This window comes from Streptomyces sp. NPDC034111, from assembly GCF_055575375.1.
On the sequence record NZ_JBVIST010000001.1, the window covers coordinates 630,033 to 653,716 of the forward strand.

At 66.8% G+C, this 23,684-nt stretch carries 23 protein-coding genes and 2 pseudogenes; 3 read left to right on the forward strand and 22 right to left on the reverse strand.

The window, feature by feature from the left end; translation table 11 throughout:
• Nucleotides 1-108: 108 nt before the first annotated feature.
• From ACZ55A_RS02780 to ACZ55A_RS02840, 13 genes are all read right to left on the reverse strand, one after another.
• Nucleotides 109-417 (reverse strand): hypothetical protein, encoded by a 309-nt coding sequence (locus ACZ55A_RS02780; protein ID WP_238572580.1) that lies wholly within the window; start codon nucleotides 415-417, stop codon nucleotides 109-111.
• Between the two features lie 274 nt (nucleotides 418-691).
• Nucleotides 692-1,807, reverse strand: a complete 1,116-nt coding sequence (locus ACZ55A_RS02785; RefSeq protein WP_468832073.1) for a hypothetical protein — start codon at nucleotides 1,805-1,807, stop codon at nucleotides 692-694.
• Nucleotides 1,807-3,993, reverse strand: coding sequence for a hypothetical protein (locus ACZ55A_RS02790; RefSeq protein ID WP_468832078.1), 2,187 nt, complete (start codon nucleotides 3,991-3,993; stop codon nucleotides 1,807-1,809). Before ACZ55A_RS02790 ends, ACZ55A_RS02785 begins: the two co-directional genes overlap by 1 nt.
• A gap of 2 nt (nucleotides 3,994-3,995) precedes the next feature.
• Nucleotides 3,996-4,454: a hypothetical protein gene (locus tag ACZ55A_RS02795; protein WP_238572583.1), complete on the reverse strand. Its 459-nt coding sequence runs from the start codon at nucleotides 4,452-4,454 to the stop codon at nucleotides 3,996-3,998.
• Nucleotides 4,455-5,117: 663 nt separating this feature from the next.
• The gene (locus ACZ55A_RS02800; RefSeq protein WP_468832083.1) at nucleotides 5,118-6,866 is read right to left on the reverse strand and encodes a relaxase/mobilization nuclease domain-containing protein; all 1,749 of its coding nucleotides are present in this window, start codon (nucleotides 6,864-6,866) and stop codon (nucleotides 5,118-5,120) included.
• A gap of 3 nt (nucleotides 6,867-6,869) precedes the next feature.
• Entirely contained in the window at nucleotides 6,870-7,220 is a 351-nt protein-coding gene (locus ACZ55A_RS02805) for a plasmid mobilization protein (protein ID WP_238572585.1), read from the reverse strand.
• A gap of 269 nt (nucleotides 7,221-7,489) precedes the next feature.
• Complete coding sequence (locus ACZ55A_RS02810) at nucleotides 7,490-7,714, reverse strand: hypothetical protein (RefSeq protein WP_148590977.1); 225 nt, start codon at nucleotides 7,712-7,714, stop codon at nucleotides 7,490-7,492.
• A gap of 104 nt (nucleotides 7,715-7,818) precedes the next feature.
• Nucleotides 7,819-8,841: a DUF2637 domain-containing protein gene (locus ACZ55A_RS02815; protein WP_468832092.1), complete on the reverse strand. Its 1,023-nt coding sequence runs from the start codon at nucleotides 8,839-8,841 to the stop codon at nucleotides 7,819-7,821.
• On the reverse strand, nucleotides 8,838-9,437 hold the full coding sequence (locus ACZ55A_RS02820; protein WP_148590981.1) for a WhiB family transcriptional regulator: 600 nt from the start codon (nucleotides 9,435-9,437) through the stop codon (nucleotides 8,838-8,840). Before ACZ55A_RS02820 ends, ACZ55A_RS02815 begins: the two co-directional genes overlap by 4 nt.
• Nucleotides 9,438-9,533: 96 nt before the next feature.
• Nucleotides 9,534-10,319: an ATP-binding protein gene (locus ACZ55A_RS02825; protein ID WP_148590983.1), complete on the reverse strand. Its 786-nt coding sequence runs from the start codon at nucleotides 10,317-10,319 to the stop codon at nucleotides 9,534-9,536.
• Nucleotides 10,319-11,269 carry a hypothetical protein gene (locus ACZ55A_RS02830; RefSeq protein WP_148590985.1) on the reverse strand — a complete coding sequence of 317 codons (951 nt, stop codon included), beginning with the start codon at nucleotides 11,267-11,269 and terminating at the stop codon, nucleotides 10,319-10,321. The genes ACZ55A_RS02825 and ACZ55A_RS02830 overlap by 1 nt, the downstream gene beginning before the upstream one ends.
• Nucleotides 11,270-11,271: 2 nt before the next feature.
• Entirely contained in the window at nucleotides 11,272-11,631 is a 360-nt protein-coding gene (locus ACZ55A_RS02835; RefSeq protein WP_466859590.1) for a hypothetical protein, read from the reverse strand.
• A 941-nt stretch (nucleotides 11,632-12,572) separates the two neighbouring features.
• Nucleotides 12,573-12,767 carry a hypothetical protein gene (locus ACZ55A_RS02840; protein ID WP_468832099.1) on the reverse strand — a complete coding sequence of 65 codons (195 nt, stop codon included), beginning with the start codon at nucleotides 12,765-12,767 and terminating at the stop codon, nucleotides 12,573-12,575.
• Nucleotides 12,768-12,912: 145 nt separating this feature from the next.
• Between ACZ55A_RS02840 and ACZ55A_RS02845 the strand changes: the two genes are divergently transcribed.
• The gene (locus ACZ55A_RS02845) at nucleotides 12,913-14,286 is read left to right on the forward strand and encodes a helix-turn-helix transcriptional regulator (RefSeq protein ID WP_468832103.1); all 1,374 of its coding nucleotides are present in this window, start codon (nucleotides 12,913-12,915) and stop codon (nucleotides 14,284-14,286) included.
• A gap of 164 nt (nucleotides 14,287-14,450) precedes the next feature.
• Here the strand turns inward: ACZ55A_RS02845 and ACZ55A_RS02850 are convergent, their stop codons facing one another.
• From ACZ55A_RS02850 to ACZ55A_RS02865, 4 genes and pseudogenes are all read right to left on the reverse strand, one after another.
• Complete coding sequence (locus ACZ55A_RS02850; RefSeq protein WP_468832107.1) at nucleotides 14,451-15,218, reverse strand: hypothetical protein; 768 nt, start codon at nucleotides 15,216-15,218, stop codon at nucleotides 14,451-14,453.
• Nucleotides 15,219-15,782: 564 nt separating this feature from the next.
• Entirely contained in the window at nucleotides 15,783-16,556 is a 774-nt protein-coding gene (locus tag ACZ55A_RS02855; RefSeq protein WP_468832111.1) for a MerR family transcriptional regulator, read from the reverse strand.
• Between the two features lie 5 nt (nucleotides 16,557-16,561).
• Entirely contained in the window at nucleotides 16,562-17,365 is an 804-nt protein-coding gene (locus ACZ55A_RS02860; protein WP_468832115.1) for an alpha/beta fold hydrolase, read from the reverse strand.
• Nucleotides 17,366-17,485: 120 nt separating this feature from the next.
• Nucleotides 17,486-17,593, reverse strand: a pseudogene (locus tag ACZ55A_RS02865) (IS5/IS1182 family transposase); the annotation flags it as partial.
• 348 nt (nucleotides 17,594-17,941) lie between these two features.
• On the opposite strand from ACZ55A_RS02865, the gene ACZ55A_RS02870 reads away from it, so the two are divergent.
• Both ACZ55A_RS02870 and ACZ55A_RS02875 read left to right on the forward strand, forming a co-directional pair.
• Complete coding sequence (locus ACZ55A_RS02870; RefSeq protein WP_468832119.1) at nucleotides 17,942-18,355, forward strand: TIGR03618 family F420-dependent PPOX class oxidoreductase; 414 nt, start codon at nucleotides 17,942-17,944, stop codon at nucleotides 18,353-18,355.
• Nucleotides 18,356-18,524: 169 nt separating this feature from the next.
• Nucleotides 18,525-18,626: pseudogene (locus tag ACZ55A_RS02875) on the forward strand (transposase); the annotation flags it as partial.
• Between the two features lie 98 nt (nucleotides 18,627-18,724).
• Here ACZ55A_RS02875 and ACZ55A_RS02880 read toward each other — a convergent pair.
• The 5 genes from ACZ55A_RS02880 to ACZ55A_RS02900 form a co-directional block, all read right to left on the reverse strand.
• Entirely contained in the window at nucleotides 18,725-19,831 is a 1,107-nt protein-coding gene (locus ACZ55A_RS02880) for a hypothetical protein (protein WP_468832124.1), read from the reverse strand.
• Between the two features lie 303 nt (nucleotides 19,832-20,134).
• Nucleotides 20,135-20,929: a 3-deoxy-manno-octulosonate cytidylyltransferase gene (locus ACZ55A_RS02885; protein WP_468832127.1), complete on the reverse strand. Its 795-nt coding sequence runs from the start codon at nucleotides 20,927-20,929 to the stop codon at nucleotides 20,135-20,137.
• 24 nt (nucleotides 20,930-20,953) lie between these two features.
• Nucleotides 20,954-21,442, reverse strand: coding sequence for an NUDIX hydrolase (locus tag ACZ55A_RS02890; RefSeq protein WP_238572596.1), 489 nt, complete (start codon nucleotides 21,440-21,442; stop codon nucleotides 20,954-20,956).
• 83 nt (nucleotides 21,443-21,525) lie between these two features.
• Entirely contained in the window at nucleotides 21,526-22,647 is a 1,122-nt protein-coding gene (locus ACZ55A_RS02895) for an adenosylhomocysteinase (RefSeq protein WP_468832133.1), read from the reverse strand.
• Between the two features lie 27 nt (nucleotides 22,648-22,674).
• The gene (locus ACZ55A_RS02900; RefSeq protein ID WP_468832136.1) at nucleotides 22,675-23,670 is read right to left on the reverse strand and encodes an NAD-dependent epimerase/dehydratase family protein; all 996 of its coding nucleotides are present in this window, start codon (nucleotides 23,668-23,670) and stop codon (nucleotides 22,675-22,677) included.
• Between the last annotated feature and the right edge of the window lie 14 nt (nucleotides 23,671-23,684).

Below are 23,684 nucleotides of genomic sequence, written 5' to 3' on the forward strand. Positions count from 1 at the left end.
TTTTCAAGCGTCATACTTGAAAAGTCGGTGCTGTGCCCGCCCCCGCTACCCATCTCAATTCCTCCCCGCTGCGCCGGCCCACATGCGCGAGCCAGCGGTGGCTCCGACTTAGCGCATTGATTCGCGGACCTCTTGCTCACGACTCTCGTAGCCGTCGTGCACCGCCGCCGAATTCTTGCCAGCTGCGGCGATCATGCGCTTCAGCTCAGCGACCATGTCCGCGATGTCCCGCTTCAGCTCGCCGTGCGCACCCCGGAGCCCAGCTTCCTCGGCGAACCCCTGCCCCAGGTATCCCTCGGGCAGCTCCGTCTTGTACTCCGCCGTGACACCGACCCCATCCATGGTGTCCACAAGCGAGTTGAGTCGCGTAATGACTTGTTGTAGTGCGCTCAAATCGACGCGATATCCCTCGGCCATCCAAATCCCCCCGGCCTCGTGCTAGATCTCTGCCTGGCGCTCGCGCCATAGCGAACTCATGTAACCCTCCGTCAGACCGCCCAGTCAACCGTGGCCCTGGCAAGGACGAAGGCATCGCGCATCTGTCCTAAAAGCGACCCGGATCTGGCCGACTTGGCTACGGCGGCATGTCGTGTCCGCCCGTTGTGCGCCAGAGTGACGTGTTCGCACATTGACGCAGAGACAACCACTCAATCTCCGCCCTGCGTGGTGACACCGCGCCTGGTGGCCCTCTTCACGGCAATTTGAGATCAGTGCAGCCGTGGCGCTTAGCGGACCGGGTAGCGAACTCCTTCAGTGCGGCCCTTTCTACCTTCTCGCTTGGGTCCGAGTCGTAGTTATTGTGGTCTACCGGTCGGGTCGTGATGTACAACGCCCGACTACCGGAAGGACACTGCGCCGAAGCCCAGAATGCATCGCCCTTACGGCCGGCAGGCTTCCACGGATCGTATTCATCATCATAGCCGAGCTGTTCCCGCAGCGCCGGAGCAAAGGGACCGTAGAAGGCGCTGACGCGATTGTGGACAGAACTTGATTCCGCGACGTAATAGCAATTCTCGATCGGAGATTTCGAATCTGTGACGCTCTCGCGGACAGCCTCTTCGATGCCCGCACAAGTCCCGCGAGCCTTACCCGATATGATCGAGTGCGCAGTGTTGTCCGGCACCCGATCGATGGCGCCCCCAGGAACAGTAGTACATCCCCATGCCTTGGCTGCGTTCTGCGCCGTCTTCACCGTCGTGCGGGCGAACCGCGCGCGCTGGGTGGCTCCGTCCACTGATCGCATAGCCATCCCCTTCACCGTGACGATCAGGGAGGAACGCTTTGGATCGCTACGGTGATTTGTGCAGGGCATGTTGACTGTGGCAACGAGATCTTGACCCGCGTGCCCCTCATCCATCACGCCTTGCCATCCGTGGCCGAGCGGAATCGCCATCCCCACGTCACCGTACGGAACGAATTCATTAAAGTCGTGAAGCGCCCCCGCCGCACCGGAACTCCAGTCCAGTCCCACTGATAGCCATCCGCCGGCATCGGGGTCACGCACGGAGCACTTGTGAAGCTGACCTGAGCTCGGGATAGCTCCCTGCTCTACTTCAACATCGTGCGCGCGCAAACGGTCAACACCTAGCAGTTCCCTGACCTCTGAGGTGTCAACACTGCCTCTGCAAGAGTCGGCCAGGCTCCGACCGTCTTGCCAACGGTCATACGCCCCGCTGAAATAGAAGATGCTGGGCACCGCCACCACGACGATGATGACCACGGCGATCAGCCACCGCTTGCGCTCGCGGCGGACTACTCGAGGATCGGGGTCACCAATACGGCGATCCTCCGTTGCGTCAGCGGTCATCAGTTGTTGTTCTTCCCTCGGCCAAGAACATCTTGCACATCGGTACGACCATCCTCGTAAAAGCCCTGCAGTTCATGCTGGACGAAGTTTGCGTCCGACGTATCAGCGCCAATTCCTCGCGTCTCGTACAATTCGCCAACCATCGCGTTGATGCTGGCTTTCCCCCCCATGCCCGCGCTTCCGTTGAGTGTGTTCTCCGCGATCTCTTCGGCCGAGCGCGCATCGGTATCGGCATCCATCTTCTCTTGCCAGGCGGCAGCACCCACATCAGTGAGGCGCACCGCGATGGAGCCAACGACAGGGATTTTGCTAGCTCCCTCGGCTAGCCCATGATATCCAGCCTTCGCTATCCACCACTTATGGTCAGAGCGTCCCTCGTCGCGGTGGTCGAGGATGACATCACCTTGGATAGCATCGATGGCGCCCGTTGCTTTAGTGGCATCAGACATCATTTTCTTGGCTTCGTCCGCGCCAGTTCCAGCAGGAATATCAGCCAACTGGTATGCCGTATGGGTGGTTTGCGCCTCCTGGAGCGCACGATACGCCACAGGATCGTCCGACACCCCACGCATGACCCGGATCAACGAATTCCGATCAACGGCCATACGCATTTGTCCGGTCTCCTTGTCCGCCCACACCCCCGATGCTTTCTCTCCATCGTGATGCGCTGATCCATCGTTGACGTTCGAAAGCACGTCCTGCGTGTCGGAGACGTAGTCGCCCAGGGCATTGGCGATCGGACGATGCATGCCGTCAGGTAGCTTCTCGTCCTTCGAGCCACCGTCGAGCATGTTGATACTGTCACGCATGATCCTGGCTTGCGATGCAGTGTGCTCGCGCACCTCGTCTTCCTGCCCCGGCTGATGCCCGGTGGAGCCGGCTTCGATTGCCAGTGCCAGCGAACCCTGGCCGGTCTTCTTGTCGAAGCCGTCCTCTACCCACTCTCGGTCATCCACGAGATACTTGAGATTGCCGTTCTCGCGCGGCTCGCCGGGGTCCAAGAACCCGGTTGCGGCTTCGGGATTCTTGCTCAGTGCATCCATGTAGCCCGTCATGGGGTCGGCGCCCGGCCCGTCTCCCGAGTAGTCGATCCTCGGCATGGTGGAGTCCGGAGCCCACAACTCCCTTGGAGTCGATGGGCTTCTGGTCTTCTCGTAGCTCAGGAGGTCTCGGCCGTAGTCATGGAGGAAATCGCTGTCGTAGCTACCGCTTCGCATGAGGCTGCTCATCAACTGGTAGCCCTTGGCACTCGGCCCGCCGATCCCTCCCGGATCGATCATCTGCGGCCCGAGCGCCCGCATCTTCTCCTTCCAACCGTCCATCGCCGCACTTTCGCTCTGTGTGGCGATGCCGAGTGTGGAGCCGAGGCCGGCCTGCAACTGCTTGAGAGCCGCGTTACGCTCGCCACCTCGCTCTCCGGAGTTCGGCCCTGACGCCTCACGCCAGAATTCGAGCGCACCCTTCGGACCCATCGAGAGAGCGAACTTCTCCGCAAAGACCATGTCATTCTTGCGCTTTGAAAGAAGCTTCCCCAACCGGCCCAGCTCATCGTTGGTCAGGTCTTCGCCTTTTTTGGTGAGCCTGAGCGCCTCGGTCATATCCTTCTTGGCGTCCCGCGCCGAGTCCAACGAAGTATAGATGTTCTTGTTAAACGAGTCGCTATTCTTACCGTTGGAGTCCTGGCGTAGCGCCCAGTCCGCAGCTTCGTCCGCAGCGGTAGCCTCCCTCAAGACCTTCTCGATACGCTTCTGCATCGCATCGACCGCGGCCTTGCGTTCCGGGAGGAAGGCATCACGATATGCCTCGGTGGTGCCTTGGTTATCGAGATCAACATCGATGACCGTGCCGTTATCCAACACTTCGAGCTTCTCAGCCGGCGCATCCTCATCCATGATCCGGCGAAGCTTCTTCTGTGCCGCGCTGAACTCCGAATGGGCGTCGAGCAACAGCGTCGCAATGGCTTGTGCCTCTTCTGCTGCGGCACCGTACTGCTTCTTGATCTTGGTAAGCGACTCTTGCGCCTGGTCGGCGGCATGCCCTTGCCAATCGGACTTCAGGGGCTTGGTGACACGGGCCTCGAAGTGCTCTTGCAGTCCCTGGTATTTCTTCGGTAGCAGCTTCCACTCGTCCGCCGCTGCCTGGAGCTTCCCGAGGTCGGCATGGAGGAGGTCGGAGAAAGTGACCATGATCAGCTCCTCCCACCGTCGAGCGCGTCCATCCTGGACTTCTCGGCGTGATCAGTCTGCTCATACGACACGCTGGTGTTGTGCAGCTTCATGTATGCCTCGGACAGCATCGTGCTGAGGTGAACGGCCTCCCCCGCCCAGCGCCTGTGCATCCTGAACAACCCGTCGTCGGTCTGCCAGCCGTGCAGCCCACTTGACGCGACGTCGGTAGCTGACAGGGCGTGCTGATCCACCTTGTCGGTATCACCCCGCAGTTCCTCCACCGCCTTGGCGGCCTTGGTCAGTGCGGCCGTATGGACCGATGTCTGTCGGCCCCCACTCCCTGCGCCTCCGCCTCCGTTGCCCCCAGCGGAGTTGAGCTCCATCGTCACGTTCTGCCGCTTGGCGGCATCAGTGAGCGATCCGTCCTCGTTGTAGCGGAACGGATTGAGCCGACGGTCCCAATCCTGGTCGTAGGTCATGCGCTTCCCCCCGGTGGTGGTGCAGGCCAATGATCACTGTGGACGCACAGCAGAAAGAGCTTAGGGCGTCAAGTGGGCCGGAACAATTAGCTGAGCGGTCTGTTTCATCACGGGTCTGGCCTGGCCAAATGTCGACTGGGAGCATACGGGGAGCAACCGACGAAGAGCCTCCAATTCGCCCGAGAGACGGGCGACAGCCGAGAAGCTGGTGGTTGGGAACGTGAGGCTTACCAGTGGCAGTTGCGGCCGCAGCAGATGCTGGACGTCAGCGGATTCATGGGCTTCCATCGAGCAGTTCCTGAGCATCGACGTGCCGTTGAGCGTATGGCTGCGTCTGGTGCGTCGTAGTGACGCGATATCGCCGACAGCACCGTCAATGAACTCAGCAACCGAGTTGGCCCCAAACCCCAACGCCCCTCATAGCTCGACGAGATCGGGACCTGCACCATGGTTCTGGGGTAAACCGCCGCCGGATTCCTCTGGGTGCGTGACGCAACAGAGGTGCACGTGGCAGGGCGGCTGTGTCTCGGCTTGGAGACGCACCAGCGGGTCATCGGAGGGGGCGTCCTCGCTCAGCATCCGCATCGTCTCCTTCTTGTCTCTCCGATCAGCGCTAACAGAGGCTGGTGTCATGTGTCCGGCCTCCCCCCTTTGCTGTGCAGGTCAGCGCCTCGGCGAACGCATACGCGGATCGAGCTGCGCTGCGTGAGATGGAGGCGCGCTCGGCGTTGGCCGCACCGCGCGGGCTTCAGTCGGAGGCGCCTTTCGGCCGTCACGCGCGCGGGGTGGGGTCACGGTCGCTGGCAGATTGCCGAGGCGTCGCAGCCGCCAGACGAGTACGTCGGTGACGTTGTCGGCGGTGTCCAGCTCTCGCCACTCGATCGCCTCTTTGAGGAGGGCGGCGGGGTCGTGGCCGGCTCGCTCGGCCTGGTCCAGAGTGGCAGCGAGGGCATCCCAGCCCGGCTCGCGGAGCACATGGTCGGCCTGGTCGGGGAGCGTGGCTGCGACGGTGTCGGCGTACCGGTTTCGTACGGGTGCAGGCAGACGTCGGCCCTGCTCACGCATGGCATTCATGGGGACGGTCGCAGCGGTTCGGTAGGCGGCCCGGAGATGTTGGGCGGCTTGCTGGGCAGCGGCGGCCTGCTGAGCGTGACCGCGGGCGGAGTGCCAACGAACTGCGGCGATGGTCACCAGGACCATGGTGGACAGGAGCATTGCCGTGGCGCCACCGTCCTCGCCCCTGCCAAGCGCGTTGCCAGCGCGGATGATGCCGTGCGCGGCGGAGCGGATGGCGCGGTTGTCGACGCGCTCGGCACGGATATGGGATCGGGTCGCGCGCTCGAAGGCGCGGGCTGCCTCGCCCAGCTCCTTGCGGGTGGAGGCCGGTGCGGTTTGCGCTACCGCGTCGAGCAGCTCGCCGACGCCGACCAGCTGCGCGGCAGCGTCTTCGCCGTCGTCCCCGCTGAGTGCGGATGCGGCGCGCTCGGCGACGTGGGTTGCGTCGCGGCGTGCACGGGCTGGTCGGCCGCCGCGTTCCTCGGGCTGGCGGTCGCGAGCGGGCTCGTCGTCGATGGGCCCGGCGTCGAGGCGTTGCCGGATCTTGGGCAGGGAGAGATCCGAGGCGAGCTTGGAGCCGGAGAACCAGACCGGTTCGCCGTCGCGGTTGCGGTCGCCGGGGAGGGCGACCTTGTATCCGATGGTGTCGCCGGAGGGGGCGATGCGCTTGTCGACCCGGAGGCCGGTCTCGGCGAGGCGGCGGAAGAACTCGTCCTCGTCGGAGGCTCCGGCCAGGGCCTGGCGTACGGATTCGCGCAGGGTTTCGCGGGGTGTTTCGGTACGCCCGGTTCGTTCGGCCTTTGAGCGTTCGGCGCTGGTGGGGCGCTGGGCTGCTGTGCGGTCACCGGCGTTGAGAATCTGCAGGCCGAACTCGGCTTCGATCTTTCGGCATTCGGCCTGGGCGCGGATGCCGTCCTGGTGGCGGCGGGGTCGTCGGCCGTCTACGCGGACGAGGGTGGCGACGAGGTGGATGTGGTCGTCTGCGTGGCGTACGGCGACCCAGCGGCATGCCTTCTCGTCGCCGTCTTCGGCTATGCCGGTGGCGTGGACGATGCGGCGGGCGACTTCCGCCCATTCGGGGTCGGTGAGGCGGCGGTCGCCGGGGGCGGTTCGTACGGGGCAGTGCCAGACGTGCTGGGCCGGGCGGCGGTTCTTCGAGAGAGCGAGGACGGGGAGGTCGAGCCGGTCGGTGAGCTGTTTGAGGGTGGCGGCCGGGTCTCGCCCGGGGTCGGGGGCGAGACCCGGCATCCAGGACGCGACGAGGTGTGGGTCGGTGTGTTCGTCCCTGCGGCCGGGCCCGTAGAGGTAGTTGAGTAGTCCGTACGTGCGGCTGCCGGTGGAGATGTCGGGGACCACGCCTCAGCGCCTCGCCATCTCGATGGCGGCGGCTTCGATGCGGGCGGCGGCACGCAGGACTCGGGCGACCGCCTCGTCCGCGTAATCAGCCTGACCGCCGGAGTTGAGCACGCGGGCAACCTGGTTGAGGTTGTTGCCGGCGCGGGCGAGCTGTGCGCTGGCGGCCATCAGTTCTTCCACCCGGCCGCGCTGGTCCAACAGCCATGTCTTCGGACCGCCTTGGGCCTGGGCGACCGCGACCGCGGCGTCAGCGAGGAACCCGGCGGTCTTCAGACCGACGGCTTCGGCGGCGCGCTTGACGGTGTCGAGTTCGTCTTGGGTCAGGCGGACGCTGCGGACTTGGTCGCGGTGCACGCTCTGACGGAGGCGAGGGCGCGTACGCGTCGCGGCGGGCGGCGGTTCTTCCGCTCCTGGCTGCGATCCGCCCTCGGTCGCAGCCTCTGGGTCCGGCACCCCCTGGTGCCGGACCTCCCCCGCCTCTTGGGAGGCGGTGGCATGCCCTTGCGAAACTCCTCCGCTGCCCGTGGCTGCGGAGGAGTTTCGCAAGGTACAGCTTGCTCGGCATCGTGCCGGGCAGTGGAATTGCTGCAGTTCAGGGGTGGTGCCGGACGGTTCGGAGGGGGTCATCGGGGCTTCTCCGCGGTGTGGCCGCGTACGTCGCGGAGGACCTCAGCGACGTAGTCGAGCGCGAGGACCGGGTGGTGGAGGGTTCGGGGTGTGCTTGCCGGCGTTCGCTGGACGGTCCAGCTCCCGTTGGGCCCTGGTTCGGCGCGGTGGAGGTGTCCGTGGTCGCGAAGGACGGTGATCCAGGCGTCAGCCTCGGCGTGGGTAGCCGATGTGGTGCGCATCGTGGTGCCTCCGCTGTGTGGAGAGGTCGATGGTGTGGTGCGTGGGAGCGGGTGACCCGGCGGTGCAGGTCGGCCGGGTCACCCGCTCGGCGTGGCTCGTTCGGTCAGCCCGTCCTGGTGGCCGAGCCCTCGTTGGCCTCGGCGCGGAGCAGTTGCATCAGGTCGGTCAGTCGGTCGTTGGCGAGCGGGAGGTTCTGTCCGCGGATGGCGTCCGCGACAACCTGGCGGGTGGCCTTCCCCGCCTCGGTGACTGCCTGGCGGGCGATCAGCAGGAGGTTGTCGGTCACCGGATCGGTGTCCGGGGTGCCGTTGTCCGAGGTCTCCGGAGCAGTGACCGGATGAGCCTCCGGCTCTGCGGCGGGCGTGCCGGCCGGGTGGAGGCGGGTGACCGAGGCGTGTCTGGTGGCCGGTTGTCCGCCCAGGTCAGCGGTTCGGCCATCGTGCTCAGACTCCGGCTCGGCCAGGTCCTCCTGCTGTCCGGACACCTCGGCCCGGGCAGCGGTCTCCCGGGTGTCATGGCTGACGGTGACCGCCGGGCGGTTGGTCTCCGGGGCGGACAGCGCTGCTGGGTGTCCGGAGGTGACCGGGGCCGGCCGGTGCTCGGCCTGGCCGACGGGGGTGTCCCGGCGGTCAGCGGTGACCCGGTCAGTTCGGACGCTGGAGGTGTCCGGCTGTCCGGGGAGGGCGGGTTTGGTGACCCGCCGGGCGATGAGGATGTACAGGTGGACGGCTCCCGCCAAGGCGAGCGGGGCGAGGGTGGACAGGATGCCGACGGTGACGTCGCCGAGTCGAAGCCCCGAGCCTTGCGGCTGCTGTTGGTTGAGGCGCACGGCGTGCAGGGAGTTCGCCCAGATGCTCGCGGCCGTCGCGGTGCCGAACAACATCCAGACGTAGCAGCGGGCGGCGAGCGATGCGCTGCGCAGGACCAGCAGGGCGCGCACGCCGTAGGCGATGAAGCCGTCGATCACCAGGGGGAAGACGTAGGTGAGGAACCCGCGGATGTGAATGGCGACGGCCATCTGCTGCAGGGCGTCGTAGGAGAGGGCGCATCCGGCGCCGCCGAGGGCGACTATGGCGGCCCGGTCCCAGCCAGTGATCCGCGCTGGTAGCGGCGCGATGTGCTTCACGCGGCCGTCCCGAGGTCGTCGCGGGAGGTGTTCGTCCTGGATTCCTTGAGCACCGTGGTCTGGCTCTTGGGCTCCTTCTTGCCCTTGTTCCTCTTGCTCGCCGTCTTCTGCTGGTCGACCGCGCGGTTGCGGATCTGGCGGCGGGTTTCCCGGTAGAGCTTCTGGGCGTGTTCCTTGCTGACCTTGAGCAGCCGGGCGAGCTGTTCAGCCGGGGTACCGGCCTGGTAGGCAGCCCGGACGACAGCCTCGCGCTCGGCCTGGGTGAGGTGGACGTCGCGACCGGCCAGGACGGCGTTCACGCGGGCGAAGTTGAGGCGGTGCTGGAACTTGCGGTGCAGCGGCGCTCGCTCCTCTTCGGTCATACCGCCGCGGATGCCGTCGCGGTCGCCGCCTTCGAGGGCGGCGTCGAGGCAGGTGTTGAGGACGGGGCACTGTGCGCACAGTGCTTTGGCGGCGCGGATGCGATCCATCTCATCCGGCTCGGGGAAGAAGATTTCCGGATCGACTTGGTGGTGGGCGGTGGAGCCGCACGCGGCGTGGTCGTGCCAGGTGAGGTCGCCGAGGGTGCGCGGCGTCTGGTTCTCGTTGCTGTGCATGGGATGTCTCCGTGGCCCCCGGGGCCCGTTTGGGCAGGCGCGCCCCGGGGATTGGTCGTGAAGGAGGCGACCGGGGACGGCGGTCGCGAAAGGTCGCTAGCGGCCGTGGCGGCGAGCAGCGGATACGGCCGTGGGAGGCGCTGACCCGGCAAGTTCGGTGCCTGCCGGTGGCGTGGCGACTGCAACGTTGCTGCGACGCGCGGCTGCGAGGGCTCGTCTGCGGTCGGGGCCGTCGAGGATGACCTTGTCGGTCATCTCGGTCAGGCGGGAGGCGACGCGGTCCCCGATGTGCTGGCGCAGGTCGGCCATGCCGAGGTTGGTGGTGACCAGGGTCGGGAGCATCTCGTTGTAGCGGCGGTTGATCAGCCGCATCGTGATCTCCTCGGTCCACTCGCTGCTCTTGGCCGCGCCGAGGTCGTCGATGATCAACAGCGGGCATCGGGCGAGGTCCATCAGTTCCCGCTCGCCATCGTGGCCGGGGCGGGGCCGCAGCTCCGCGTACAGGTCAGCGGCGGTGATCGCCTTCCAGCGCAACCGGACGCCAGCGAGGAGCAGGGACCGGACCGCGCCGTACGCCTGGTGGGTCTTGCCCGTCCCGGTGGTGCCGACGATGAGCAGCGAGCGGCCCTGGGCGATACCCGGAGCACCCTTGGGCCCGGGGCGTCCGGCCTGGGCGACCTCGCGGACCCAGGCGACGACGGCCGGGTGGTCGGCGACGGCGGCCTGGTAACGGGCCGGGATGCGAGCCTCGGCCGCCTGCAGGGCGGGGATGGGCTCAGCCGCCTCGGTGAGCTTGGCGGCCGGGTCGATGCCCCGGGCGGTGAGGATGTGAGCCAGGCGGCGGGCGATGCCGCCGACGGGCTGGGCGTCGTGGTCGCGCATCACAGCTCCTCGGCGTAGGCGGCGGCAGGGTCGGCGGGATTGGCCCAGGCCCGGTGACCGGGCAGGTTAGGCCGCGATTCCGTCCGCACCAAACCAGCGGGGGTGGCGTTCATGGCTTCGTGGACGAGGCTCGGCAGGGTGCTCGGGTGCAGTCCCTTGGCGCGATGGCGGGCCAGTCCGGCGCGGATGTGGGTGGGGGCGATGCCTTCGGCGAGGAGCTTGGCGGTCTCGCGCCCGAGGTGGCCAAGTACGCCGCTGGGAGGGCGATGTGCGCAGGCGGCGGCGTACTCGTCCATGAGCTGCTTGGTCGAGACGGTCTCCGGTGCGGGGGCGCTTGCGCCCCCCGAAGTAGTAGTTCCTAGATCCAAGTTCCTAGGTCCTAGATCCGGACCGTGAGGACTCACGGAGGGCTCACTGAGTTCTCCGTGAGGGCTCAGTGAGGGCTCACGGAATGTGTCTTGACCTGCGGTGTTGTGGTTCCTGGAGGGCTCAGTGAGTGCTCCGTGAGCCTTCACTGAGGACTCACTGATGGTTCCGTGAGACTTCGCGGAGGACTCAGTGACGGCTCCGTGAGCCTGCGATGCGCCGGGAGCGGCCCGCTCTCCGTCATGCTGCGGGCAGGGCGGGTGACGAATGCCGCTCGGGCGGTTGATCTTCTGGTGCTGGCGCCAGGTGACGATGTGCAGGTACCGCTTGCCGTCGTCGCCTTCGTAGCGGCATATCAGGTTGGCGCCGGCGAGCTGGGTCAGATCGTCCTCGACGTCCACAGGGCTGTGCTCAGGACGCAGGGACCAGAGCAGTCCGGTGATGACGGCGGGCTGGTCGCGGAAGCGGCCGTGGTCGTCGGCCTGGGTGAGTAGCCCGAAGAAGGTCCGCTCGGCGGTGAGGGAGACGGCGGCGAGCGACTCGGAAGCGAAGGCTTCGGGTTTGATGGTGCGGATCCTGGCCACGGTCAGCGGCCCCCGCCCGTTGCGGCGTATGCGTCGGCGGCGGGGCGCAGGGCCCCCGTGGTCAGGTCGAGGTCGTACGCCTCGTCCCAGATCACCTCGGGGTGGGCTCGGATCACCCAGCGTGCGGCCGTCATGCCCTGGGCTCGGTTGAGCGCTACGTGCTGGCCCTGCGCGTCGTACGCGCGGGCGTAGGGGCTCGGCCAGCTCCGGCCGGGCTCGCGCTGCGAGACGCGGAGGGTGCGGGCGCCGGGGACCATGTCCGCGATGAGGGCAGCCAAGCGGTGTTGGCGGGTTTCGGCAGTGAGTTCAACGGCCTTGGCGGACTGGACAGCGGGCGCCCTTCCGCCTCGGGACTTGGGCATGCAAGAATTCCTCACTCGTAGGTGGGGTGGGACGGCCGTTCTCGTCGAAAAGGTCAGCCGACTCATCCCGGTTATGAATCCGCACCCTTCGGGGCGGCGGGGTCGGCGCCCGGAAGCTTCTGGCTTCTGGGCGCCTACTTCATTTCCCCCTGAACGTTGGGGACTTGGCGCTTGGCGTTACTTCTGACTCCCCTCCTCATGTGCGCTCCCATCCGGCGTTTTCGCCGAGGGAGCAGCAACATATGCGTAGGACTGCCAACACTCCAGCGCCCAGCGGGCGCTGTATCACTTCGACGCCAACTCGACATATGACACTCCTCGATGAAGCGAGGGCGCTTCGGTGCGGCCTCCAGAAGGGGCCGGCGCAGTGTTGGTGGGTGATCTCGCGCCATCGCCGGGGCGGAGTGCCATTTGCGACGGGCGTTCCTCACGCTGCCCTCAGGCTCAAGCAGGCAATGGATCGGCGACCTCTCACGCCCTCCTCTTCCGTGGTGGTCCGCTCGGCTTGCCGACTGCGGAGCGATCAGCAACAAATGCAGGACGGGGTCCCAAGATCCATAGATGACTCAGCCTCTGCCGATACGGCGTAATGACCTGCCGGTGGGGGCAGAGCAGGAATGAGGCTTCCGTCACAGCGCAGAGAGTTGCGCGACGTCGCCCCGCCGTAAACAGGGGCTGCGGGCCGCCCGCTTCATTGCGAATGACTGCAACGCATACTCCTCCCCCAGCGAAAGCCCGGACCAACTGATTGCCGAACCGATCCATGCGGTGATTTAAGCGGGACCTAAGCCCCCAGTCAAAGCATCCATAAGCCCGAGTTGATGCGCGTAGACCAGGAAAATCAATGGGCTTGGTAGAGAGGCGCGACAACACCAACTGGCCATACTGGCCACACACATGACGGACCATCTCTACGACATGACACGCCAATCCCCTCTTGCCTACACCTGCCGACGAGCGGAATAAAAGGCGAGCGGCAATTTTCTGCCGCTAATGACGAGCGGCAGAAAATTGCCGCCCACTATGCCCGAATCGCGACCGTAGATACCGCCTTGCCCAGGGCCACAAGGTGGAACATCGAAATGATCTTCCATTTCAGGTGTGGCTTGGCCCACAATTCCGATCCCATCGATCATGAAAGGCAGGCAAGATCGAATTCGAGTTCCCGTATTGTTGATGTACGGAACCCAGGGGAGGGGGCGGCCGATGGCCTCCCCCTTTTCCATGTCCCGAAGAGGGAAGCGGTGGCCCTGGTGCAGGCAACAAAGCACGGAGGATGCGATGGGCGGGGGAACCGCTGAGAGCGGACCCAAGCGGGGCGGCGACGAGCCGCTCTCCGGTAAACAGGATGGAAAACAGGCCGGCTGGGAAGACACCCGACCGCTCACCCCAGCACAGCTGATGGGTCTCGCCGGTCTTCTGCGGGCCTGGAGAGCCGTGGCCAGTGAACGGCTCGGCCGACAGATCACTCAGCAAGACGTCGCCGACGCGTGTGCACGCTCTGTGCGCTGGTACCGCGATCTGGAAACCGGCGCCACGACGCGATTGAGCCGCGAGCAGTGCGAGGCCATCGGAAAGCTGTTCACCCTCGGGCGCGACGAGCTTCAGGCCCTGCTCCTCTACAGCATGGGAGGCGCAGTCGCCGCTGGTCCCGCGCCGGCGTTCGATACGCCAACCCGCCGTGCAGTACAGGCCCTGCTCGACCAACAGACGAATCCGGCCTGGCTGCTCGACTCGAAGTGGAACATCGTCGGGTACAACGACCCGATGAAGACCTGGTGCCCGTGGGTCTTGGATCCCGGCGCCAACCTGATGCGGTGGTCGCTGCTCAGCGACGAGGCGAAAACGGTCTTCGTGGACTGGAACAAGCACGCCATCGAATGGCTGGCGATGCTGCGCTTCTCCGTACTCCAGCACCCGCAGGATGCCGAAATCGGTGCCCTCGTCTCCGAGATCATCAACGGAGACGCCTACCTTCGGCAGCTGTGGGAAGAGCGCTGCGACGTCACCGAGGCGCGGGAGGCCTTCTACTACCGGGTGTCCCTGCCGGCCCACAATTTCGAGATCGTCGAGCTGGAGTCTCAGACGCTCTTCCCAGCGGCCTTGCCGGACTGCCGCATGGTCATCATGACCTGGCTGCACGCCGACAACTCCAAGAGGCAGGCCGCAGAGGCGTCCGGCCGGGCCCCGGAGAGCGGGGAACTGGCACGCCGATCGAACGGTCAGCTCCCCGGACAGATCAGCGTCGCCACGGCCGCCGAAGCCGCGACGTACGCCGGCGAGGGGGGCGTCGCCCTGCCCATCCTCAGCGAACTGATGGGGCACGGCTGCCGGCTGACCTACGGCCCTTCGACCCGCACCGTCATCTGGGCCACGCGGCAGGACGACGGCCGCTGGGACGTCGCCGAGGTCAACCCGTACACCGTCATCGTCCGCATGCCGCAGGCAATCCACGTCAAGGGCGCCTCCGAGGAGTACAAGCTGCTCACTCGCGCTCTGCTACCCATCGACTCCAACGACGCGGTGCAGCGCATCCAGGAGATGACCGCGCAGCTGCGCCGGCGCATCGAGGTGCTGGAAGAGGTCCACCGCGACGAGTGGGAAGCCAACCGCGACCAGGTTCCCTACACATGGCACCCGGTCGACGAAATCTAGTAACGGACGCCGCGAACTTGATGGACGACCCGCAGTGGGGGGAGTGGCGAGGAGACCGGCCGCACGAGCCGGGCAATGCCTGAGAATCCTCCAGGCCTGGGGAGCGACAGCTGGCTGCCGTACGTGACCTCAAAGGCCTCGGCCGGTGTCGGCCGGCGGCCGCCTCAGCCGCCTATGCCCAACCCAGGCAGGGTCAGCAGTCCTCGGTCCGCACAGCTGACATCGTCCAGGCCGAGGTCTCTGGGGGAGCGCGCTCCGCGCAAGCGCAACTCTGCGACCGCCATCCGTGCCGCTGCCGCGGCACTCCCCCACCCTGGCTCTGCAAAATTCGCTTCCCACCACCCCATGAGAGGCACCTGCCAGCCCCGAGCCTCCATCTCTTCTGGAGGAGTGCCGCCGTCGGGCACGCCACGGTCGTCGACGAGCACCGTCAGACCGTCCATACGTCCACAGAGGAGCCCCACAGCGCGGTCGTTGTTGGCCCGGTTGACGATATTGAACGCGGCCGCGTCGTCCCCGACCTGTGCCGGCAGCTGTTCGCCCCACGCGCGCAGCAGGCTCTCCAGCGCCTCCTCCAGTCGCTCCCAGTCCGGAGCTACGTAGCCCGCGGGGAAGACCTTCGGAGGGCTGCCAGGGCCGGAGCGGTAGAGCTGCCACAGATACGGCAGGCTGCTGGCATACGACACCTGCTCAGCGCCTTCTCCCACTCCGCGCTCGAAGCGGGCGAGCTCCTCCTGCTCCAACTCCGCCGTACGACGCACGGACAACTGCAGGCCTTCCACTCCATGGTCCAGCAGTAGCGTCCGCTCATCCGTCCGCCAGCGAATGTTTGGCCCATAGGCGTCTCCGCCGTACAGCGTCGGCGGACCTATACGGCCAACCACCGCTTCCAGGACCGCGCGAGCGGCATCGGTGCGCTGCGCCGATGTCATCGATCCAGCTCGGTATTCACGCACAGTGATCGGCAGGCGCCTGAAGTCACTTTCCGCAGGTCGCCGGTGCAGGCGCTCTGCTATGTCGCCCGCTTCCCTGACGCCTGACGCACCCATACATCCACTTTGCACGAAAAGTTACATTTGGCACGCGGTGGCGTTCCTGTCGACGATGGGTGCGAGGTCGAGCTGCATCCGAAGCCCGCTCAATGGGGCATGGACGCTGCGGGATGGCTGGTTGCGAGAACAGCCGCCAACGGTCGTGCGGGCAGGGGAAACAGCCTTCAACTGTTGCATCGAGCGCTTCGCACATGGGCCACCAGGAGAGCTTGACGTCCACCTCCCCGGGGTCAGCTCCTGCAGCCCGAGGGATCAGGTCTCGGGCCTCGCGACGCCGACCACGCAGACACTTCGGTAGCCGTGTGACGGCGGCCAGTAGGATCTCCCCACTGGTGGACAACTGTTCCCCGCTCGCGGACACTTTGGTTCCCGATCGGTGGCCATGTGGGATTACAGACCGTGAGCTGCGATTCGGATCCGGCTGCGGTGACTTGGGGGCTGCGATTACTGGTGTGGGATGTCCACGCCGGCGGAGCGCAGTTTTGTCTCGACCAGCGTGGTCAGCCGGGCCATGGCCGGTGCCTGGTCTTCGCCATGGTGGTTGAGCAGGCCGTATCGGGTGGCGTCGGTGCGGGCCTGGAGGTCGTTCGAGAACGCGAGCAGCACGGGGTTGGCGAGGAAGCGGTCGGCCACGGCGGTCGCGAGTTCGTCGATGCGGGGGTCGTCGGGGTCCCAGTCCTTGGCGGCCCAGCATTGCTTGTTCAAGGCGACGAACCGGGTGTCGTCGAGGGCGTGCTCGGCTGCGGTGAGGTTGTCGTCGAAGCCGTCGGGGACCAGGGCCTTGGCCAGCACCATGCCCTCGCGGTAGGCCGCCACCTCGTCCGGGGTGAAGCCGAGGTCGGCGGCCCGGTCCAGCAGCGCGCAGGCCCGGTCGGGCAACAGGGCCCGGTCACCGCCTGCCAGCCGGTCCAGCGAGTTGCGGCGCGCGGTCAGCTCCTCGATCCGCTCGGTCAGCCGCCGTTTGACCTCAGCCAGGCCGGCGGCGAACTGCTGTGGATCGGCGACGAGGAGGGCGCCGATCTCGGACAGTGGTACGCCGGACTCGGCCAGCGTCCGGACCTGGACCAGCCGTAGCAGGTCGGACGACCCGTAGCGGCGGTAGCCGGAGCCGTCACGGTGCGGTTCGTCGACCAGGCCGAGCCGGTGGTAGTGGCGGATGGTCTTGATCGTGACTCCGGCGAAGGCCGCCGCCTGGCCGATGGTGACGCCGTTGGTCATGGTCGTCAGCGACTTTCGCGGGTGAGGGCGGCGAGTTCGCGTGTGGCCTGGGCGATGGCGTGGAAATCCTTGCGCACGATCGTGCCGTGGTTGCTGGCGACCTTCGCACTGATCTTGAGGTTCGGGTTGCGGGCGAGCACAGGGTTGAGGGTAGTGCGCATGTGTTCTTGCCAATTGTTCTTGCTTCCCAGGGCCTCCCCTGAGGCGACCACGTAGCGGACCGGGACGGTCAGGCCGTCGAGGACCGGTTCGAGGGCGGCGTGGAGTTTGTGGCCCTCGATGGCGATGTCGGCATGCTGGTCGGCACTCATCCGCGCGGCGTTGCCGACGAGGCGCCCCATCGGCAATGCCCATCCGAACCTACGGGACAGCCGCCGGATGTATTCGAGGTCGGCCTCGTCGGTCCAGCCGTACGGATAAGGGCCGTCAACCCCGACCACGCCGGCGACGCGGTCCGGATTCCGGGCTGCCCAGTGCACCCCGAGCAACGCGCCGTAGGACCAGCCCACCAGAAGCGGCCGCTCCACCTTTCCGGCTTTGAGTATGGCGTCGAGGTCCCGGATGCACGCTTCGAAGGAGTAGTCCGCCGACTGGTTCGAATGGCCCCGGGCCCGCTCGTCGTAGGTGATGTGCCGCCACCCCGGCCCCAGGGCGTTGATGACGGGCCGCCAGTGCCGCCGGCTGGCATAGGAACCGTTCAGGTAGACCACGGGGGTACCAGTCCCGCCTGTATCGGTCACGGCCAGCGCGGTGTCTTCCACCGGCAACATGCCACTCCAGGCCGCGTAAGTCGCGTGTGAGTTCGTCATGCCACGAGCGTCGACCCTGCCCTAAGGTCAAGGTAAAGGTCAAGATCAAGCCGCGGTTCCGAGAACCCCGGCACCACGGTGCGCAAGGACGAGGCCCGCCCCTGACGGTGGCCCACCAGTGCCTCGGTCAACTCCTGAAGGAGCGCGCAGCTGGAGCCTCGGCAGCGACACCGTCATCCGCACCGGCGGGACAGCATCCAGCAAGGGCAGGAGCTCGGTGACGTCGTTGCAGGAAGGCGACACTCAGCGTGGTCACTGTCCCGAGATGGGGAGCAAACTTGTCCGACACAGTTGTCCACGACTGGGGGATTTCGACTGTCCGCCGTCAGCCGTGTCCCGCGAGGCCGTTGAGGAGGTTCACTACGGCTCCGGTGAACGAGCTGGCGTTGGTAAATCGATGGCCATGAGGCTTAGGTCCGGTGTGGCACACGACAAGGCAGCACGCCTCTCAAATACCTGACCAGTGCCTTCTTCATCCTGCTCGCGACGGCGTCGATCGCACCGAGCCGCGCCACAGGAAGCCCCGCACACTGCCCGTTGGTCAACCGCGTGGGCGCTGCCAGGCAAGATGGCTGTATGGCAGCACCACCTCCTTCACAGTCCGACACCGAGCTGGATTTCTGGCAGGAACGCCGCATCTGCTTCCTCAGCACTCCGCGGCCCGACGGCACCTCTCACCTCGTCCCGGTCGGAGTGACGTACGACGCGGAGACTCGCATCGCCCGCGTCATCAGCAGCCGCACCAGCAAAAAGGTTCGCAACGTTCTCGCCGCTGGGCCGGACGTCATCGTCGCGGTCAGCCAGGCCGAGGGACGTCGCTGGTCGACGCTGGAGGGAGCCGCAGTCATCAAAGACGACCCGCAATCGGTCACAGACGCCGAAGCGCGCTACGCCCAGCGGTACAAGCAGCCACGGCCCAACCCTGAACGCGTAGTCATCGAGATCAGGGTCACCAAGGCCATGGGCACGGCGAAACCACCGGGCTGGTGACCTCTACATCCACCGAAGTCCTGGCAACCCGCCGCAGACCGCGGCATTCCCCTGTCCTATCGCCGGCGCCACGCTCCGAGTGCAACTCCGCCGAGCCAGCCAATGAGCCCGACTAGGCAGTGTCCGACGGGTCGCGTGACGGGAAGGTGATCACGTCGTTGCGGCCGGTGTGGGCCGGGGAGATCTGTCGGAGCAGGAGTGGGCGCGTCTGGAGCCGCACCTGCCGAAGAGCGTAGGAAGGGGAGGGCGTTGGAAGAGCCACCGCAGAGTGGGACCGTCTGGCGGTGACGGCCCCGACGCCACAGGGAGTCGAGGCCGTCACCCGCGGCATCCCGGAATGCAGGCAGCAGGCCGAGAGAACCTGCTGCGTCAGGAAGCGGGCTTGTCCCAGACGATCAGGACATAGCCATTGCCACCGCGCTGCCCGTCTGTGCCGAACAGTCCGCCATGCCCGGCCTGCCCACTGCCCTCGGGGCGGCGGTTGATCCCGACCCCGCCGCGCCCACCCTTGCCGCCGTCGCCGCCCGTACCACCCATACCACCGGCGCCGCCCAGGCCCACGTTCTCCGGGGGTGCGATGTCGGTGTATTGAGGCTTGCCGCCCTGGCCGCCCGTGCCGCCGGCGGCACCCTTGCCGGGTTCACCGGCCTCTCCGCCCGGCTGGCCCTGCAGGCCGATGCTGCCGTCGCCGCCGTGTGTGCCGACCGTGCCCTGGCTGCCGTTCTGGCCCTGACCGCCGACCCTGGAGTCGTAGCAGGCGCCCGTGACTCCCTCGCCGACGGTCCCGCAGGCCGCTCCGCCATCTGCGGGCTGGGCTTCGCCGCCACCGCCGGGCGCACCGGCGTCACCACCGCGGTAGCGGTAGGGGGGCTCCCAGACGCAGTTGCGCAAGGTATGGCCGGCGCAGCCGCCCTTGCCGCCGTGTCCGCCGGCGCCGGGATGGCCGGCGGAGCTGCCGTCGACGGAGAGCAGCCAGCGGCGGGACTCGATGTCGGTGATCTGGGAGCCGCCGCCGATGCCGCCCGCGCCGGGGCGGTAGGCGTCCTGCCCGGCCGTCCCGTTGTTGTCCTCGGAGCCCGCCCCGCCATGGCTGCCCACCCGGGCGGCGGTGCCGGCCTCTCCGCCCGTGCCAACAGCCACCTTCAGCTTCTGCCCGGGGTGCACCTTGACCCGGCCGACGGCGTAGCCGCCGCTGGAGCCGCCGTTGCCGCCCGCACCGCCGCCGCCCCCGCCACCGCCACCGCCACCGGGATGCCGGGCGTTGGGGGCGAGGCTCACCTCGGTGCCGCCGCCACCACCGCCACCACCGCCGGTGGATCCACCGGCGCCACCGGCGCCCGCACCCCACACGTACATGGTGATGGACTTGACACCGGCCGGCACGGTGAACTCGTGGTACCCCCAGTCGTTTGTGAACTCCGCACGGCAGGTCTTCTCCCCGCACGTCGTGCCGTCCGCCTGAGCGGGCGGCGACACTGTGCACAGGCTGCCCGCCACCAAGGGCGCGACGAGCAAGGTTCGAAGCACATGACGAATCACGACCAACTACCTCGTTCCGTAGGCCAGTTCACTCCAGTCCAGCCAGTCAACAGCCAAGTGCGAGCCCCGCAGATCTCCTCCGCGCATCAACCACCCGAACGAGCGATGTGCACCACAAAGTGCTGGTCCTGGCGCGCCCGGGACCACGACCCGGGCACAGCCGTGCGTCCCGATGGCCGGTACGGGACCACACCGAAGTCAGTCTGGATCCGAACATGATCGGACGGACAGAACCTAAGGTCAGCCCCCGCCCCTCTCAGGAGAACCGGAGCTGGCCTGTGCCTGTTCCAGAAGGATGCCCGCGCGGACGAGGTCCTCGGGGGTGTCCACTGCAAGGCCGGCATCGGCCACGGGCAGCATCCGCACGTTGCGCGAATGCTCGATGAAACGCAGCATCTCGACGCCCTCGGCGCGTTCGAGCGGCCCCTGGCTCAGCTTGCGGAATATCTCCAGCCCTTCGGCCGTGAACGCGTACAGCCCAAGCTGACGGAGGTAGGCAAGGTAGTGACCCCGCGGGTACGGGATCGGCTGGCGGGAGAACATCAGGGCATTGTTGTCCGCGCTGACGACGACCTTGACGACGTTGTGGTCGATGGCCGCTGCCACGTGAGTCACGCGCGTGTAGGCGTTGACCGCCAGGGTGGTTGTGTCGAGGTGAGCCACTGCTTCCGAGACGGCGTCGATCGCTGCCGGGTCGATGAACGGCTCGTCGCCCTGGACGTTGATGTACGCGTCGGCGTCGAGGTGCTGGGCGCATTCGGCGACGCGGTCGGTGCCTGTGGCGTGCTCGCCAGTCATCACGCAGCGAATGCCGAGCTTCCTGCACGTCTCCTCGATGCGAGGGTCGTCGGTCGCGACGATGGCATCATCGAGCCGCGTGGCCTCCTGGCATCGCTGGTGGACGTGCCACAGCAGCGGCTTGTCGCCGAGCATGGCCAGGGGCTTTCCTGGGAAGCGTGAGGCGCCCCAGCGGCATGGGATCACCGCTACGTGCCGGCGCGAGGTGTGCTTCGACTTCGTTGTGGTGACGGCCACGGTGATCTCCGGTCGATAGGCGGGTCAGGGACTGGTGGAGCTGGGCAGGAGAGCGAGCTTGGCAGCGATGGTCGGTGCAGGGACCTTGGCGAAGGGCAGCCACCGGTAGTCCGTGACTTCCTCGACTTGGAGGTGGATCTTCCGCTCGCCGAGAAGTCGGAAAGCGAACCGGAAGTCGTAGTGCTGGTGCGCCGGTTCGCCTTTGTCAGGGTTGGCTGCGATGTCGTGTACATCGATGTCGAGCGGGATGCCTTCGTAGCCCATCAGCGGCACCACGGCGCTGGGCGGGATGCCGGCCTCCTCCTGGAGTTCGCGCAGTGCGGCACTGGGGAGAGTGGTGTCGGCAGGCTCGATGTGCCCACCGGGCGTGAGGTCCTTGTCGAAAATCTTGTGGCGGATGTGCAGCACTTGATCGTGGCGGTCGATCACGACGGCACTGCAGGTGATGTGGCCGGGGTAGGTCTTGCGGCTGGTCGGGTCCTCCGAGCGCGTCAAAGCGTCCAGAAGAGGCATGAGTGCTCCCCGCTCGTCGGGGTAGCGCCCGAGGTATGCCTCGATCGTGTGGTGGATGTGGCTGCCGGACGGGGGCATGTGAATCACCTGGCGAAGTGGTCGAGCCAGGCGCTGGCGATGGCCTGGCGGTCGTCTGCGGACATCTCGTGGAGACTCGGGTCGTGCGTGCCCCGGCTGAGCGCGGATGTGGCGGCGAGTATCTCGGCCTGGACGAGGTGGATGTATGTGCCTACGGCCGCACCGTGCAGGAAGTTGACGGCGTTGCCGTTGGCGAGCACGTAGAAGTAGTGACCGGTCACGTCGTAGCGAGTCAGCTGATCCCCGGCTGGGGTGCGCCGGTAGAGGTCGTCGAGCGCGTCGAGTTCGAGTTCGTCCTCGGAAGAGGTGACCGAGGCGACGTACGCGCCGTTGTGCAGGGCTGCGAAGTCGCTCTGCCGCAGGGCCAGGTTGCCGGTGGCGCACAGCACGAGACCGGCATCGCGGATCGCATCCGTGCAGGTGGCGGTGGTGCGGAAGCCCTGGGCGTGGGCTTGCACCTGCTTGATCGGGTCGTTGTCGTAGACGACGACGCGCAGGTCGTGGGCTCGCAGGGTCTGGGCGATGCTGCGGCCGACTTTGCCGAATCCGATGACGCAGGCGTCGCGACTGGTGAGGATGTCGCCCCGGGTGCGGACCAGGGCTTCCGTGGAGAAGACGATGGACCGGCCGACGAGGTGGTCCTCGCAGTCCTTCAATGGGGAGCGCGCCACCGAGAACACGGGGCAGGGAAGTTGGTCGAGCGCCTCGTATCGCTGATGGCCATTTTCGGTGTCCTCGACGACTCCCAGGATGCGGCCGGAGAACTTGTCGACCAGGGTGTTGAGGCTGGGGGCGTAGTAGCCGCCGATGTCGAGGAGGATGACGTCGCGACCGGGCGCGGTGTCTTCGAGGTATTCCAGGGCGCTGGTCGGATCGGCGAAGAGTTCACGGGTGAGGGCGCGGACGGCGTAGGTACGGCGGACCTCTGCCAGGGCCTCTTTGGTCACGGACTTGGGCTTGGGGAGTACGGCGGCGACGGTGGTCGTGCGGGCCATCGCGCGTAGGAACGCCGGGCGTTCGGGGAGCAGGTGCGTAATGATCAGCGAGGTGGCCTGATCGGCGGCGGGGAATCGTGCGGTGATGCGTCGAAAGAAGGCGTCCAGCCGGGCTTTTTCTGGGCTCTCCACAGCATCTCCTCTCTCGTCGCCAGGTGGTCAGGCTGCCGTTCGGTACGCGGGATGGGCCAGGGCCTGCATCTGTGCGCGCATGCCGGTGGGCAGGTCGACTGTCGGCTGCCAGCCGAGTACGGACTGGGCGCGGCGGGGGTCAGCGCGGGTGGTCAATACGTCTCCGTTGCGGGCGTTGTCGGCGTGGATCTGGATTTCTCGGCTGGCGAGGTTGTTGGCGATGTTGATCACGTCGAGCAAGGAGGCATTGGCTCCGCCGCCGACGTTGACGATGCCCGTGTCGATGGGGGCCCGCGCAGCGGAGATGGTGGCGGCGACGGCGTCGTCGATGTACGTGAAGTCGCGGCGCTGGTGGCCGTCTCCGTACAGCCGCAGTGGCTCCCCGGTCATCGCGGCACGGAGGGCGCGGTGGGTGAACATGTCGGGACGCTGGCGGGGGCCGTAGACCGTGAAGTACCGCAGGGCGATGACGCTGGTGGGGCAGTCGGCTCGGGAGGCGTGGGCGAGGCAGAGCTGTTCCTCGGCGAGCTTGGTGACTGCGTACGGGGAGGCCGGGCGAGGGTGATCACCTTCGACGCTGGGGCCGCCGTTGGTGGGGCCGTAGACGCTGGAGGAGGAGGCTACGACGAGCCGGGGGACGTGCATGCGGGTGGCAGCGTCCATGAGCCGCTGGGTGGCGAGGATGTTGGAGTTGACGTACTCGCTGAACTGCGGTCCCCATGAGGGTCGTACGCCAGGGATGCCGGCCAGGTGGAAGATCACGTCTGCGTCGATGAGGAGCGGGTCGATCGCGCAGGTGAGGAGGTCCGCGGTGATGTGCATGTAGCCAGGAAGGCCGTGCAGTGCGGCCATGTTGGCGGCGGCCGTCTGATCTCTTGCGGGGTCGCGGCGGTCGAGGCCGATGACGGTGGTTCCTGTCTGGAGCAGGGCGTGGGCGAGGTGGGATCCGATGAAGCCGGCCGCGCCGGTCACCAGCGCGCGCCGGGGGCTCGATGCGGTTACGGCGGAGTGACTGTCTGACACGGAACTCTCCAGAG